General features: G+C 34.7%; 17 protein-coding genes. 8 read left to right on the forward strand and 9 right to left on the reverse strand.

The window, feature by feature from the left end:
* The first annotated feature begins 1 nt into the window (after nt 1).
* Nucleotides 2-961, forward strand: coding sequence for an alpha/beta fold hydrolase (locus C1631_RS04585; protein WP_109710758.1), 960 nt, complete (start codon nt 2-4; stop codon nt 959-961).
* 113 nt (nt 962-1,074) lie between these two features.
* Here the strand turns inward: C1631_RS04585 and sph are convergent, their stop codons facing one another.
* Nucleotides 1,075-2,649 (reverse strand): sphingomyelin phosphodiesterase, encoded by a 1,575-nt coding sequence (gene sph, locus C1631_RS04590; RefSeq protein WP_109710759.1) that lies wholly within the window; start codon nt 2,647-2,649, stop codon nt 1,075-1,077.
* A 233-nt stretch (nt 2,650-2,882) separates the two neighbouring features.
* Here sph and C1631_RS04595 point away from each other — a divergent pair, with 233 nt between their 5' ends.
* Together C1631_RS04595 and C1631_RS04600 are read left to right on the forward strand one after the other, a co-directional pair.
* Nucleotides 2,883-3,353, forward strand: coding sequence for a MarR family winged helix-turn-helix transcriptional regulator (locus C1631_RS04595; protein WP_103249566.1), 471 nt, complete (start codon nt 2,883-2,885; stop codon nt 3,351-3,353).
* A 1-nt stretch (nt 3,354) separates the two neighbouring features.
* Nucleotides 3,355-4,203 carry a universal stress protein gene (locus tag C1631_RS04600; protein ID WP_109710761.1) on the forward strand — a complete coding sequence of 283 codons (849 nt, stop codon included), beginning with the start codon at nt 3,355-3,357 and terminating at the stop codon, nt 4,201-4,203.
* Between the two features lie 86 nt (nt 4,204-4,289).
* Here C1631_RS04600 and C1631_RS04605 read toward each other — a convergent pair whose 3' ends face one another.
* Entirely contained in the window at nt 4,290-4,886 is a 597-nt protein-coding gene (locus tag C1631_RS04605; RefSeq protein ID WP_109710763.1) for a Crp/Fnr family transcriptional regulator, read from the reverse strand.
* A 264-nt stretch (nt 4,887-5,150) separates the two neighbouring features.
* On the opposite strand from C1631_RS04605, the gene C1631_RS04610 reads away from it, so the two are divergent.
* Both C1631_RS04610 and C1631_RS04615 read left to right on the forward strand, forming a co-directional pair.
* Nucleotides 5,151-5,483, forward strand: a complete 333-nt coding sequence (locus C1631_RS04610) for a PadR family transcriptional regulator (protein ID WP_103250333.1) — start codon at nt 5,151-5,153, stop codon at nt 5,481-5,483.
* Between the two features lie 3 nt (nt 5,484-5,486).
* Nucleotides 5,487-6,113, forward strand: coding sequence for an HAAS signaling domain-containing protein (locus C1631_RS04615; protein WP_109710765.1), 627 nt, complete (start codon nt 5,487-5,489; stop codon nt 6,111-6,113).
* Between the two features lie 80 nt (nt 6,114-6,193).
* Here C1631_RS04615 and C1631_RS04620 read toward each other — a convergent pair whose 3' ends face one another.
* A complete protein-coding gene (locus C1631_RS04620) occupies nt 6,194-6,550 on the reverse strand; it encodes a winged helix-turn-helix transcriptional regulator (RefSeq protein WP_109710766.1) in 357 nt (118 codons plus the stop codon).
* Between the two features lie 116 nt (nt 6,551-6,666).
* Here C1631_RS04620 and C1631_RS04625 point away from each other — a divergent pair, with 116 nt between their 5' ends.
* Both C1631_RS04625 and C1631_RS04630 read left to right on the forward strand, forming a co-directional pair.
* A complete protein-coding gene (locus C1631_RS04625; RefSeq protein ID WP_109710768.1) occupies nt 6,667-7,269 on the forward strand; it encodes an FMN-dependent NADH-azoreductase in 603 nt (200 codons plus the stop codon).
* Between the two features lie 148 nt (nt 7,270-7,417).
* A complete protein-coding gene (locus C1631_RS04630; protein WP_103249802.1) occupies nt 7,418-7,837 on the forward strand; it encodes a RidA family protein in 420 nt (139 codons plus the stop codon).
* Between the two features lie 98 nt (nt 7,838-7,935).
* On the opposite strand, the gene C1631_RS04635 is transcribed toward C1631_RS04630, so the two are convergent.
* The 4 genes from C1631_RS04635 to C1631_RS04650 all read right to left on the reverse strand — a co-directional run bounded on the left by C1631_RS04635 (nt 7,936) and on the right by C1631_RS04650 (nt 12,296).
* A complete protein-coding gene (locus tag C1631_RS04635) occupies nt 7,936-9,015 on the reverse strand; it encodes a lactonase family protein (protein ID WP_228441016.1) in 1,080 nt (359 codons plus the stop codon).
* Nucleotides 9,016-9,238: 223 nt separating this feature from the next.
* Nucleotides 9,239-9,904: a TetR/AcrR family transcriptional regulator gene (locus C1631_RS04640; RefSeq protein ID WP_109710772.1), complete on the reverse strand. Its 666-nt coding sequence runs from the start codon at nt 9,902-9,904 to the stop codon at nt 9,239-9,241.
* A gap of 792 nt (nt 9,905-10,696) precedes the next feature.
* On the reverse strand, nt 10,697-11,359 hold the full coding sequence (locus tag C1631_RS04645) for a TetR/AcrR family transcriptional regulator (RefSeq protein WP_109710773.1): 663 nt from the start codon (nt 11,357-11,359) through the stop codon (nt 10,697-10,699).
* A gap of 286 nt (nt 11,360-11,645) precedes the next feature.
* Entirely contained in the window at nt 11,646-12,296 is a 651-nt protein-coding gene (locus tag C1631_RS04650; RefSeq protein ID WP_109710775.1) for a TetR/AcrR family transcriptional regulator, read from the reverse strand.
* A gap of 261 nt (nt 12,297-12,557) precedes the next feature.
* Between C1631_RS04650 and C1631_RS04655 the strand changes: the two genes are divergently transcribed.
* On the forward strand, nt 12,558-12,797 hold the full coding sequence (locus tag C1631_RS04655; RefSeq protein ID WP_103248439.1) for a hypothetical protein: 240 nt from the start codon (nt 12,558-12,560) through the stop codon (nt 12,795-12,797).
* 157 nt (nt 12,798-12,954) lie between these two features.
* Here the strand turns inward: C1631_RS04655 and pgl are convergent, their stop codons facing one another.
* Both pgl and zwf read right to left on the reverse strand, forming a co-directional pair.
* Nucleotides 12,955-13,665 carry a 6-phosphogluconolactonase gene (pgl, locus tag C1631_RS04660; protein ID WP_109710777.1) on the reverse strand — a complete coding sequence of 237 codons (711 nt, stop codon included), beginning with the start codon at nt 13,663-13,665 and terminating at the stop codon, nt 12,955-12,957.
* A gap of 29 nt (nt 13,666-13,694) precedes the next feature.
* Nucleotides 13,695-15,176 (reverse strand): glucose-6-phosphate dehydrogenase, encoded by a 1,482-nt coding sequence (zwf, locus tag C1631_RS04665; protein WP_109710779.1) that lies wholly within the window; start codon nt 15,174-15,176, stop codon nt 13,695-13,697.
* Nucleotides 15,177-15,186: the final 10 nt, after the last annotated feature.

The following is a 15,186-nucleotide window of genomic DNA, read 5'->3' on the forward strand; positions in this document are numbered from 1 at the left end:
AATGAAAGAAACTTCAAATTATTTACAAAAGAGTGTAGATGGCAAGTCCCGGGAAATATACTACACCTACTACCAGCCTGAAACAACGGACATCAAGGCCACTATACTGATACTCCATGGGATGCAGGAACACAGTGGCCGCTATGCAGATTTTGCAAAATACCTGGTGCATCAGGGGTTTGCTGTGATTACCTACGATCATCTGGGTCATGGAAAAACAGCAAAAAGCAAAGAAGAAATGGGATTTTTTGCAATTAATAATCCGGAAAAGCAACTCATCAATACAGCCAAAAGTATGGCCTCAATTTTAGATAAAGATTATCCGGAAGTACCTCATTTTATAATAGGCCACTCCATGGGGTCTTTTATTACAAGGTGTTTGTTGAGAAAACAGTCATCTCGTTTCAGAGGAGCAGTCATTATAGGAACCGGTGGTGAAAGTCAGCTTCTTGGTCCGGTGAAAGGATTACTTTCTTTTCTTACTTCCTTATCTCCTCATACCCATAGTGAACTTATCGCTGATTTATTTGGTAAAGTAAGCAATAGTCATTTTAAAAATGAAGAATATGATCATGGTACCAATTGGTTGAGTGTAAATAAAGAGAACAGAAAAGCTTTTATGCAAGATGAACTATGTGGTGTTCCATTTACCAATAATGCATTCTATACTCTTTTTTCACTCATGGAAACAGCAACATCCAGAGATTGGGCAAAATCTATTTCAAGGGAGTTTCCCTTTATGTTTGTAAGTGGTGCTGATGATCCTGTCGGAGATTTTGGCAAGGGAGTACAATCTACGGTAGATAACCTCCGGACAGATGGGTTTAAAAATGTACAACTGAACCTGTATACAGGAATGAGGCATGAAATATTAAATGAAGATATCAAAGAACAGGTATATGATGATATTGTAACATGGCTCAATTCAATATTAACCCAATCTTTACTTCAAAAATCTTAATAATAAATATCTTTATATAATGATTGGATATTATTATTTTGGATTTAATACCACACAAAAATGACAACCTCTATAAGTTGTCATTTTTTGTACTGTATATTCTGAATAATAGCCTAAAACGATTGAGGATTGATATTATTTATTTTTACCTCAAACTGTACATCGGGTGTTAAGCTTTTACCATTAAGGTATATCCAGTCTGTTCCTGATTTATTATAGACTTGCAGATAATACGTATTTCCTATTGAAGTTTTATCTTTGAAAGCCACAATATCTCCATCTTCAATACTGGAAGAAGTATTACCCGTCTTTTTCTTTACGATTTGAATTCTGAGATTGGTAAGCGATTTTCCCCGTTTCGGATAAAGGTAATAGCTTCCACTGCTCACTGAATCCCAATACCAAAAATTATTAATAAGCTCACTGCTTTCCACTCTTACCAGCCCTTCTTTTAAATCAAAATAATTGTCTGTATTCCCTATGTTTATAATATTAAACCATGTTTTTGCATCAGCCTGCAAAGAAGAGACGGTCAACCAGTCATCAGATTTTGAAAGATTCATATTCACATATTTTCCTGTAGATACGGATTTCAATGAAACCCGGTCATATTTTCTGAATTTCAGACTTTGGGTTGGGGTATTCTGGTCTGAATATATATTTCCTTCTACCGGGTAATGATCTGAATAATCTGTCCAATAGTATTTATCTCCAGTAAAATTTACATAAGTCATAAGCGTTGAAGACACCGGATCAAATACAATATTTTGCCAGCTAGGCGGTACATAATGATCATTGGAAACAAAAACGTAATCAAGATATTCTCTCTGATTGGCCGGATAAGGATAATGATAAGAAGCCATTGTATTGGTCTTGGTATCCCAGGTAGATGATAACCCTTTATAAACAGGTGGGTTAACATTAAGAGTTTGTAGCATTTTAGGATATTCCTGACTATCTTTTATAATATTAAAATCTCCTCCGTAGATGACCATTTCATCGGCAGGGATTTTTAACCCATCAATATAAGCTTTTATAATCTCCAGCTGCTGTTTCCGGATGGTTACCTCTTTTCCCTGACATGAAGGTTGCGTAGATTGGGTATGAACTGAGATAAGATGAATACGCTTTCCGTCTTTTACTATTCTGGCGTAAGCAAATCCTTTTAAAGAAAGAGCATCAAAATCACATCCCGCAGGAAATATATACTGATCCATTCTTTCTATGGGATACTTACTGGCAATCATGACTCCACCGTTTTCAAATCCTCCGGAAGTTGCTTCCCGCCAGTCACCATAAGTATTATCCCATCCGTTTTTTGTCTGGCCTACAACCGGAGTCTGATAAGGAAAAGAAGAGAGAAGCTTTTGTCGTAGTTTATTGGCCGCCGTATTATCGAAGCATTCCTGAAGCAAAAGAACATCATAGTTCTTTAAAAAAGAAGCTTCCCCTAATTTCTCTGCCCTGGCCTGCTGAGACCATTGCGTCGTAGAAGAAATACTGATATCACGTAACAAAAAGGTATTATATGTCAGAACTTTTATGTTAGGGGAAACATTTCGTCCTGCGATCCGCTGAGTATCAGGTAATACTTCATCTGTCAATGACTGATCTGATCTGCATGAAAAAAGACATAGAAGACAAAGGGTCGGTAGCATTCTAAATATCGTGTGATAAATGTAGTTCATAGATGTTTTTTAGTTTTAAAAAATTTTCACTAAACTATGAATTAAACCAGTCAGGAAAATGAACGTATTGTTATCTGTTTTTTAAATATTTGTATTTGTATCTACATTTTAAACATAATAGAAAATTCATTCTTAGTATTTTACGAACAATTAGTTTTAATTAAAACTAATTGTTCGTATATTTGTTAGAAAGCATAAATCACAGAAATTTTTCATGTTTTATTTATCAAAATATGTCTGAAAACCAAAAAACCATATCAGAACTGGCTCTGGAACTGGGTTGGGCAATGAGTGAGATGAAAAGTCGTTTACGACAAAAAATTCAGGCCTGCGTGAGTGAGTACGATCCGAATCTTTCGGTTGAGCTGATAGAAATTCTAGGACTTCTTTCCAGGAATGACGGGATCAATCAACAGGAAATAGCCAACAAAGTGAGTAAAGATAAATCAAGTATTACGTATCTTATCAACAGTCTGGTAAAACGGGATTTGGTAGAACGGGTTGCTTATAAAAACGATCGGAGGAATAATCAGATTTTCCTGACTTCAAAGGGGAAAAAAATTGTAGAAAAGGTTTATCCGTGGGCTTTGGAACTTTATACAAAGGCTGTAGACGATCTTGACAAAGAGGACATCAGCCAGGCTCTTCTTTTAGTAAAAAAAATGACCGCAAACCTGGATAAACCGGGTTATAAATCCACATAATATGAGAACAATTCTTGTACCTATTGACTTTACATCCACTACAGAAAATGCTGTACAAGTCGCCGCAGAATGGGCTAAACACTATGAATATCAAAACATTATCCTTTTAAAGATTGCAGGAGAATCCGAATTTGATTACCTGCATATTGCAGAAGGCCACTCATTCGTCAATGAAGAAAGTGTTAACAGCCTTCTGGAAAGGACAGAACTACGATTTGACCAGCTCAGTAAGGTCATTTCAGAAATTTCGGCAGAAATTAAGGTTTCAAGACTACTGAGTGACTGGGCATTGACCAGAAGTATCAATGAAGTCCTGAAAAATCAGCCGTCCATTGAAATGATCATTTTAGGAAGTGATGATTCTACTTCCTCTGCTGAAAGCTTTGTTTCTGATAATATCATAGCTATTTCAAGAACAAGCCCTGTTAAAACCCTTATAATACCTAATAGCTACAGATACAGCAGCATCAAAAACATAGTCATTCCCTGCGATATCAATGGTATTAAAAAACTTGAAAGGCTATTTCATCACAAATCAATGATTGAAAAACAGGATCTCCGGCTATCATTCCTAAACATCAATACAAAGGAAGGAACTGATATCAATCCTGTAAAAAAGAAAGAGCTGGAAGATTATATTCACCAACACCTGACAGATTTACCCGGCAGCATTTATTATTCTTATGATGAAAATGTGATTAAAGGAATCCTGACGTTTGCATCCGCCAATGGGGCTGACCTTATTATTGCATTACCGGGCAGCCATAGTTTCCTGTATTATATGGCAAGCAGAAGTATTTCTGAAGGAATTTATCAGAACACCAACCTTCCTGTTCTGGTATTAAAATAGTTGAGTTGCCTTTAAAAGAGTACTCTAACTGTATGTTTGTGAAAACGCACACCAGTTATTCCGGAATTACTTTGAAGATAACAGAATTAATAATAAATTTTAGTACTGTCGAGCTTAACAAGCCTTTGTTCTTCCATTTTTTTAACATATCGGATGACCGTTTCCACCCGAAGGCCGGTTAAGGTGGCAATCTGTTGTCTCGTATAGGGAATAAGAAATGAATACACTTCATCAAACCCGAAGTATTTTTTAAGATGATCAAATAGTTTTCTGAGCTTTATAATAGGATCAGAAATTGCAAGAAAACTGGAAATCATATACCGGAAATGCAATCGGTCTGCAGTATAATTATTCAGCTTCAACATGAGGGCAGGATTTTCCAGTAAAAGAGGTAAAAATTTAGTCTTCGGAATTTTAACAATTTCACAATCGGTAACTGCAATCGCATTTACAGCATAATTATGTCCTGTAAAAAGATAGCTTTCACCAATGCAATGCCCATCAAAAGGAAGTCCATGAACAAACTCTTTTCCATCTTCCAGAAACGTATTTAATTTTACGGTTCCGCTTTTGATCTGTAAATAAAATTTAGCAAATGCTCCCTCCTGAAAAATATAATCTGCAGAATTATATTCCACCAATTGAGCCCCATGAGAAAAGAGTAAGTCTTCGCATATAACCATCTTGTCATTATTAATTTGAGTAAAAATAAATAAAGTAGAGGAAATAATACAACTTATCAATCCATAAAAAACTTAAAGTTATGTTAATTTATATATAATACATTTTTATTGATTTTATGATTACACTTCGCGTCATTAAAGAATCATTATTTCAAAATACTGAAAGTCAATACAAAACAATGATCCTGAAAATTATCAGCAAAAAAATACCATCTCAAAACAAAATACATAGTATAACAATGTATTTTGTTGTATATTTGAAAAATGAATCAGGAATTTATAGACAAGTGGCAATCACAGGTAAAGAAAGGAAGCTTATCCTTTATCGTTTTGCTTGTTTTAAAAGAGCAGGAACTTTACGGATATGAACTCATTGAAAAAATTAAGAACGTAACCAGTATAGATATAGCGGAAGGTACCCTCTACCCCTTAATGAATAGGTTAAAAACAGAAAAACTGTTAGAATCAAAATGGGTGGAACAAGAAACCGGTATTCCCAGGAAGTATTACTTCTTAACCAGTACAGGAATAAAAACCCTTTCAGAAATGAAAAAACAATGGACTGACTTACAAACTATAATACTCAAAATCATGTAAGATATGGAATTCAAAAAAATACAGTTTAAAAATGCTGAAACTCAGAAAATATATGAGGCTTATATCCATCAGGTTCAATCAGCGACCAGAAAACTTTCTGATGAAGATCAAAAAGACATTCTGATGGAAATAAACAGTCATATCTTTGAAAGCACATCCAGACAGGCAGAAGAAAATGATTCTGTTTCCAACCTTAAGAATACACTGTCCAAAATAGGCAACCCTCATGAAGTTTTAAAGCCTTTGATTGCAGAAAAAAAACTAAATCAAGCGACCAGAACGCTGAATCCAATCCACGTCTTTCAGGCGTTGACCCTCAATTTTTCATTTGGGATCATCTATTTTGTATTTTTCATTTTGTATTTGTTTCTGTTTTCATTTATATTACTCATTTTTGCCAAAATTTTTGCTCCTGACCATGTGGGATTATATTACAAAAAGGGAGAAATTTTTCAATATGGCGGATTTATTCAGAGCGAACATTTACAGCCCTATGAAATTCTTGGAAATTGGTTCATTCCTGTAACAATTGGATTGGCTGTTACATTTTATTTCGTCATTACACTCCTTCTGAGATTAAAAAAGAATATAAAAGCCAGGACTAAAGGGTTAGCAGTGTTTGTGAAATAAAACACAACTTTATTCTATAAACATCCAGCTCATTATACAGAAATAATGAGCTGTTTTTTATAAAACACCAGCCTCTGATTTCAGGTTGTAATTTTCTTTTTATGTTTTCTTCCCCAATCAGCCAATGCAGCAATCACATCTCTTAATGACTGGCTATATGCTGTAGGAATGTATTCTACCAATACGGGTTTTTGATCGGCAAGCACTTGCCGTTCTACCAAATGATTCATTTCCAGCTTTTTCAATTCATTTGATAATACCCTTGCTGAAATTCCATCGACCGTTCTCTGTAACTCATTGAAACGATTATGTCCGCCTAAAATGGCTATCATTACCCGTAAAGTCCATCGACCTCCCAGTACATACAATGCATCTTCTGTAGCAGAAAGATGAGTACTGCATTGAGGTTGCGAGTACAGTATTTTTTCTTCTTCCATTGTCTTTATTTTTCAGATAACTAACCTAAATGTTACTACTAACCTTTTGGTAACTACTATCTTTTTATTAGTAAATATAAATAATTTTGAAATGTAAAATTTTAAAAAATAAAAAAATGAAACAAGTACTTCATATTACTTCAAGCCCACGAGGTGAATCTTCAGTAAGTAAAAAATTAGGAAATGCTGTCGTTGAAAAAATCAGGGCAAAATATCCGGATAGTATTTTCAAAAAAAGAGATTTAGCCAACCCACTTTTCCCTCATCTTGAAGAAGCACAGATCAACGCCTTTTTCACCCCGGCCGAAAATCGCACTGCAGAGCAATCAGAGTTTGTAAAACTTTCCGACACGGTTATTGATGAATTGCATGAGGCTGATATTATCATTATTGAAGCCCCTTTGTATAACTTCAGTATCACTTCTACTCTGAAATCATGGCTGGACCATATTGCAAGAGCAGGACATACCTTCCGTTACACTGAAAACGGACCGGAAGGAATGGTAAAAAATAAAAAAGTATATCTGGTCTTTTCAAGTGGTGGGGTCTACTCTGAGGGAGAAAGACAGGCATATGATTTTGTTGTTCCCTATCTTAAGAAAACTCTCGGATTCATGGGAATGACCAACATATCGGTTGTTCGTGCAGAAGGGATGTCAGTTCCCGTTGTTCAGGAGACCGCTTTACAAAAAGGAATTGAAAGTATTCTGGTAGAGTAAATTATGTAAAATGCTGTTCATCGTAACAGCATTTTTCTTTTTTAAACAAACCAAACCTTCAATATAAACAATTTCGATCTGCTTTTCTTCAACAAATGTAAACGTTTTCTTTATTTTAAAGCTTCATTTTTACACTTAAAAATAGATCATGGAAAATAATAATCATCCTCAGCTTATCAATCCTAAAGAATTGTTTAATCCCGGTCCCTATGGATTTTCACACAGCATTTCAGTGGAATCCCCTTTTCAGATGTGTTTTATATCAGGACAGAGTGGCGGTGTCGGAGAACATCACGTCTTAGCTCCCGACTTTCAAACACAGGTTAAGGATGCTTTGGAAAATTTAAAAATAGTCCTGCAGAGCCATTCTATGACATTTGACCATGTTCTTAAAATCACTCTTTTAATTGTGGACCACAATCAGGAAAAGCTTGGAATATGGGCTGAAGAAGCAAAGAAAGTCTGGAAGACAACTTATTTACCTGCAAGTACACTTATTCCGGTAAGCCGGCTCGCATTGCCTGATATGTTATTTGAGATCGATGCCATTGCGATAAAACCCAGATAACCTTTTCTCTGGTATTGATATAAAACCACAAGCTTTTAATTAAACCGTGGTTTTATATATTTCTCTTTACGTATTGTTTTAATCTTAATTCTGTTCAATTAATATTTTCTGATCTGTACTGAAGAAACACCAAACATTTTGACCTTCTTTCCCGTTTTTTTAAGAAGTCCAGTTTCTGCATTTCGTTTAAATACAAACGCATCACCGCTTACGGAATTGGTAGCTATTAAAAATTTTCCGGTCTCATCAAGGGTAAATACCCTTGGATGTTTCCCTTGGGTTGACTGATAGCCTACCGTTTTCAAGGTTCCGTCATTTTGAATTGAAAAAATAGCAATATTATTTTCAAGCCCACGATTTGACGCATACAAATAACGCCCGTCCGGAGAAATATGAATATCTGAACTTTCAAAATTATCTTTACCCTTTTCTGAGTGTGTGTTGATTCTTTGAATACTGTTCAGTTTTCCGTTGTCATAAGTGTAAGCACTTACAGCTCCTCCCATTTCCTCTATGCAATAGGCAAACTTACCGTTAGGATGAAAAGCAAAGTGCCTTGGACCACTTCCTAAAGTTGTTTGTGTAAAAGAGACTTCTGCTTCTGATAGAGGTTCTGTTTTACTATTTTCAAACGTATATGTTCTGATTTTATCCGCTCCAAGATCAGGTGCGAAAACATAACCATAATCAGGTGAAAAAACGGTGGAATGAATATGGGAACGTTCTTGCCTATCCGGATCTATACTCCCGTCTGAATACTCAAAATTCTGCACCCTGGGTTGTATAAATCCGTTCTCTGAAACCGGATAAACAGACAGACTTCCTTCTGTATAATTACCATTTATCAACCATTTACCATTTTTGTGTGCTGTAATATAAACGGGATTTTCTCCTCCGGTTCTTTGACTGTTGATAAAGGTCAAAGATTTTTTTCCGGGATTAAATTCAAAGCTGCTTACACTTCCTGCATTTTTAGTTTTGCTTTCAGTACAGGCAAAAAGATATTGACCATTGGGAGACAGAGTCAGAAATGACGGATTAAGAATTCCTTTTACTGTTGTTATTTTTGATAATTTGCCTTTGATTGTATCCAATTCATATACATAAATTCCGTTATTGGCTTTATCACGGTTAAACGAACCAAAAAATACGTAGGTATTTTGTGAATATAATTTCATGCCCGATAAAATTATAAACAGCATGCTTACTATCTTCTTCAATTTTTTATTAGTTTTTAAATGGTATGGAAAGTACAGAGATAAAAAGCAAATGTATGTATTTACTTCTATTTGTAATATAAAATCTGAAGATTATTCTTTATAGCAGGCACATTTTGATGGTAAACAGTACCAGTCCTAGAAGGGAGTCCCTACCCAAAATAATTGGAAAGCATGAAGATATCTATTTTTCTGTTTGATCCTGTTCCGGTATCAGATTTTCATAGGTTTGTTCTATTAAAAACGAGATTGCTTTTTTAACATGGCTACGCCCCTCAGGAGTATTCATATCTATACCACAAAAAATACTACCATTCAAAGAAGAATACATATTCAGATAATATAATCCTGCCACTATGATAGCGAGAATCGAACGATAAATTCCCATTTTTTCCTTAAAATGTGGAGTCATCATCAATTCAAAAATATATTCTCCGTTTTGCTCCTGTTCATCGATCATTTTTTTTAATGATTTGCGGGGTTCGGAAATACTCCACAATAATAATTTCTGGGCTTCCTTATTATTATAGACATAATCAAATTGTGAAATCAGCATGGCTTCAATAAACGATTTTCCTCCATCCTCTAAGTTGGGTTGTATTTTTTCAACTTCCTGGCTATTTACCCGAACCCAATAATCCTGAGTACGAAGATATTCGTCTATCAAACCGTCCATTCCTCCAAAATAGGTATAGATCATCTTTTTGTCTACTCCGGCCATCGCTGCAATATCATTTATTTTTAATGCTGCAAATCCTTTTGTAGTCAAAATTTTTCCAACTGCATCCAAAAATTTCTGTTTACTTCGTTCCTTATTTCGGATGCTGCCCGCTGCTGATTTTCTTTCCATGATAAACATTCAAAATACAAGTTTAAGGATTTTTTTTTCATTTTTGAACACCAACAAGTGTCTTATTGTTTATATTTGCAATAAATAAATCATTACAGTTACAGAAAAAATATCAGAATAAGTACCAAAATTATGATGTTTTAAATGATAATTGAACTATTAACACGCTATTACCAGCTTTTAAATAAAAAATTATTGAGCTGAAAACCAAATAATTACAATAAATTTTCAACTTTTTTAAAATTTTTAGACACTTTGAAGTGTCTTATTTGTATATTTGTCGAAACTAAAACCATCTATATAAACAAAAACACTATCGGATTGAAAATTAAAAATTTCGATTATGTTCCTTGATTAAAATAATTAGTTTCTAAAATTAGATAATTAAGGTAAAAAACACTACTGTAAGCAGCAACATTATTTTTTAATGATGCTGTTTTTTAATTGTAGAAAATTACATGAAAAGGCTATCAAAAAAAGAGATGGAAATATATTTTTTATTTTAAATTAAAAATTATTCACCTGAAAAACAGCACATTAAGCAATATTAACAAAAATTTTTACATTTTACACACTTCAAAGTGTCTTATTTTATATATTTGCACAAACTAAAACCAACTACATACATAAAAACACTATCTAGGTTGAAAGAAAAACAATGCAAATTGTATTATTACGTTCCCTCACGTTAAGACAATTTCGAAAACAACTAAGGTAAAAACACGACGCAAACAACCCCATTACGACTAATGGGGTTGTTTTTTTATATATTAAAAAAGATTTCCAAGGATTTTATTTAACCTTATCATTCTTATCCTCTAGTTTATCATAGGAATGATCTATTAAGAAAGACATCGCTTCTTTGATCTGATCACGTCCTTCAGGACTGTTGACGTCAATACCACAAAAAAGACTCCCGTTGATAGAAGAAAACATATTCAGGTAATAGAGTCCTGAAACCATAATAGCCATTATGGAACGGAAGACACTGTCATTTTCTTTGAAATGAGAATCCGCAAATAACTTAAAAATGTATTCTCCATTTGCTTCCTGTAGATCGGTTAATTTTTTTAATTCTTTCCTGGGCTCGGATAAACGCCAGAGCAATAATTTTTGTGCTTCTTTATTCTTGTATACGTACTCGAATTGAGACAAAAACATTTCTTTTGCAAATGTCTTTCCGTAATCATCTATGATTGGCTTTATCTTTTCGACTTCTTCAGCGGTCATCTTACTCCAAAAATCTTGTGAACGAATATATTCATCCATCAGACCATCCATTCCGCCAAAATAGGTGTAAATCATTTTTTTATCCACTCCGGCGGTAGCAGCAATATCATTAATTTTTAACCCAGTATACCCTTTTGTTTTCAGAATTTTTCCAACTGCATCCAAAAACTTTTTTTTACTGCGTTCTTTGTTCCTAATACTGCCTGCTGCTGATTTTCTTTCCATTGTAAAAATTCAATGATACAAGTTTAAGAAATTTTTTAAACATTTTGCACACTTTATAGTGTCTTATTTGTATATTTGCACAAACTAACAACCTTTTCATACATTAAACATGACACGCAACGGCATTATTAGGTAACTAATAGTGCTGTTTTTATTTTGATAAAAACCAGCTGTAGTAGCCATCTTCAGAAGAAAAATTCATTTTCAACAATAGCATTAACACCTATATCTGTATTGAATCGAAGTCAAAAAACGATTACTGCATACGATCAGAAAAGTTTATATATTATTCGGAATCTTTTAAATTATCATAGGTTTGCCCCAGTAAAAAAGATATTGCTTTTTTTATTTTATTGCGCCCCTCCTCCGTACTAACATCTATTCCACAAAAAATACTGCCGTTCATCTCAGCATACAAATTAAGGTAATAAAGCCCTGAAACCATGATAGCCATTATAGAACGAATATCGTCAGAATGCTTTCCAAAGTTATCACCATTCATGAGCTTAAAAATATATTCTCCGTTTTCTTCTTGGGTATCGGTTAGTTTTTTTAATGCTTTTCTGGGCTCAGACAGACGCCACAGTAATAATTTCTGTGCTTCTTTATTTTGATGAACATAATCAAATTGTGACAACATCATTTCTGTCATAAATGATTTTCCTCCATCATCTACTCTCGGCTTTATATGTTCCAGTTCCTCGGGTGTTATTTTGCTCCAAAAGTCTTGAGAGCGGATATATTCATCCATCAAACCATCTATTCCCCCAAAATAGGTATAGATCATTTTTTTATCTACTCCGGCGGTAGTGGCAATAGCATTTACTTTTAACCCTGTGTATCCTTTTGTTTTTAAAATTTTTCCAACCGCATCCAAAAACTTCTTTTTGCTTCGTTCTTTATTACGAATACTGCCTCCTGCTGATTTTCTTTCCATGGTAAAATCGTTCGATGGTACAAGTTTAAGAAAATTTTAATGATATTGCACACTTATAAGTGTCTTATTTTATATATTTGCACAAACTAAGACCAACACTATACACAAAAAACACAGGTTACGTTGAAAAATTAAGATTTTAAATTGCGTAATGTTCCCCTGATTGAAGACAAGTTAGTTCGTACATTAAGTGATTATGGTAAAAACACTCATTGTAACAGCATCATTAGATTTCTAGTGGTGCTGTTTTGATTTTGAAGAATGAAGTATCAACAAAGAAAGGTATTGCTGCACTTTGTATTTAAGGAAACCTGTAAAAATATCCTGATCATAAAGCCTGCTTTTACTAAAGATAATTTATCATCATTACAACAAATTAATAAGAGCGACGACTTACGCAAAAAAAGGGCACTGGATGCTTCTAAAATTCGTATTCATGAAGCATGGGAAGTACATTGGGACTTACGAGAGAACGGTTGGAAAAAGATGTTCGGGAAGTAGGACATCTTTAGCTGCTGAAGAAAATACCTTGGCAAATAACATAAGTACCATATTAATCAAAAGACTACCTCAAAAATGAGGTAGCCTTTTGATTTTATTAAAAATGTTTTTTTATCTATATAGTATACGTATTCAGAGTTTTACATTTTACAATGTTTTAGCTACTGGCTTTTTCATCCGTAAAAAACTGGAATCCTTCTTTTTTCTCAATGAGCTGCATAGGGTAAAGTGTGGGATTATATTCTCCGTTTAGCACCTCATTCAGGGCATGTTTTTTAGATTCCCCGAATGCTACGACCAATATATTTTCAGCTTTGTTGATTAATGGCGCGGTCAACGTAATTCTAAACATTTCCTGAGGTTTCAGATAGTAGGCAGACACCCACTTTTCTTTTTCGTTCACGACGTCTTCACCCGGAAATAACGACGCAGTATGGCCATCATCCCCCATTCCTAAAAGGATAAAATCGAAAATCCCATCGTTTCCAAGAATGTTTTTAATTTTCTGTTCGTATTCTCTGGCGTAATCTTCAGGTTCTGTTCCGTCCTGATACATCGGAAAAATGTGATCTTTATTCACGGGAACATGGTCAAGAAGAGCTTCAAAAGTCATTTTTGCATTGCTTTTATCATCATTCAAAGACACCCATCGTTCGTCAACCCAAAAAAAATACACCTTACTCCATTCAATTTTATTTGAGTATTCTTCTGTAGCCAGCAATTTAAAAATGGCTTTAGGAGAAGAACCTCCACTTAAGGCTACTGTAAATTGATTATGTTTCTGAATCGATTGTTTTGAAAGATCTACAAAAGTATCCGCTGCTTTTTTATACAGTTTCTCCAGGTCATCAAATACGGTAATATTCATTTTCTGTCTGTTTAAGTTTTTAAATTGTTTTACACCCAGTTGTGGCCTTGTCTCTCCACCAGTGTATTGCTGTCTTCCGGACCCCAGCTTCCTGCTTTATAATTAGGAAATGACAAATCCTTATTATTCTCCCATGCTTCCTGAATGGTAGTCACAACGTCCCACGCCTCTTCTACCTGATCAGAACGCATAAATAATGTAAGATCACCTAAAAGGGCATCCTGTAAAAGGGTTTCATAGGCTTCCGGAGTATCATCCTGACAGGCAAAATTATCAAAAATCATCTCTACCGGTTTAAGATCCATTGCCAGTCCCGGTTTTTTGGCCATAAACAGAAGTCTGATGTCCATCATAGGCTGAATATTAATGATCAACCTGTTGGCAGATAAATGATGGGGTGTATCTGAAAATGTAGAATGAGGAAGCGGCTTAAACTGGATGGTAATATAAGAATGCTTTTCTTTCATTTTTTTTCCGGTACGCACATAGAAAGGTACATCCTGCCACCTTTCATTATCCAGATAAAATTTTATAGCTGCAAATGTTTCTGTATTTGAATCCGGAGCAATACCATTTTCCTGGCGATATCCTTTAATTTCTCTTCCTCCGACAACACTTCTTCCATATTGCCCTCTTACTGCATAATGGTCAACCTGATCCGGGGAAATCCTGCGAATAGCTTTTAAAACATCCACTTTCCGGTCTCTGATTTCACCTGATTTCAAAGAAGCCGGTGGTTCCATAGCCACCATACACAAAATCTGCAGTAAATGGTTTTGAATCATATCTTTCAACGCCCCCGTCTGCTCATAAAAAGCACCTCTGGTTTCCACTCCTACTTCTTCGGCTACCGTGATCTGTACAGATTCAATATATTTATGATCCCACAACGGTTCAAAAATAGAATTTCCAAATCTGAACGCCAGGATATTCTGTACGGTTTCTTTTCCGAGATAATGATCAATACGATAGATTTGCTCTTCTTCAAACGTTTCAGCCAAAAGGCTGTTGAGTTCAGCTGCCGATTGTTTGTTATGTCCAAAAGGTTTTTCAATAATGATACGGTCTTTTTTAGGATCAGAAGCTAATGAAGTATTCTTGATGTGATTCGAAATCGTTGAAATAAAATTAGGAGCGATTGATAAATAGAACAACCGGTTAGCCCTCATTCCATAAACGGCATCAAAATCCTGTAATTTCTTATATAAATCTTTGTATGAGCTTTCTTCGTCCAATTGATGTTGGAAGTAAGTAATATGTGCCTGAAAGCCTGCCCAATCTTCAGAAGTCACCTTTTTTCTTGAAAAACTTTCCAGGTTTTCTTTGATGTAATTTCTGAAATATTCATCCGTGTTTTCGGCTCTTCCTAATGCAATAATATTAAAGCCTTTAGGCATTCTGCCGTCAATATATAAATTATAAAAAGCCGGAAAAAGTTTTCTTTTCGCCAGATCTCCTGTTGCCCCAAAAATAATAATCGTTGTGGGCTGTAACATTCTATTCTCGTTCATTTTTACCGGA

This window comes from Chryseobacterium phosphatilyticum, assembly GCF_002899825.2.
In the GTDB taxonomy this organism is placed as follows: Bacteria; Bacteroidota; Bacteroidia; order Flavobacteriales; family Weeksellaceae; genus Chryseobacterium; species Chryseobacterium phosphatilyticum.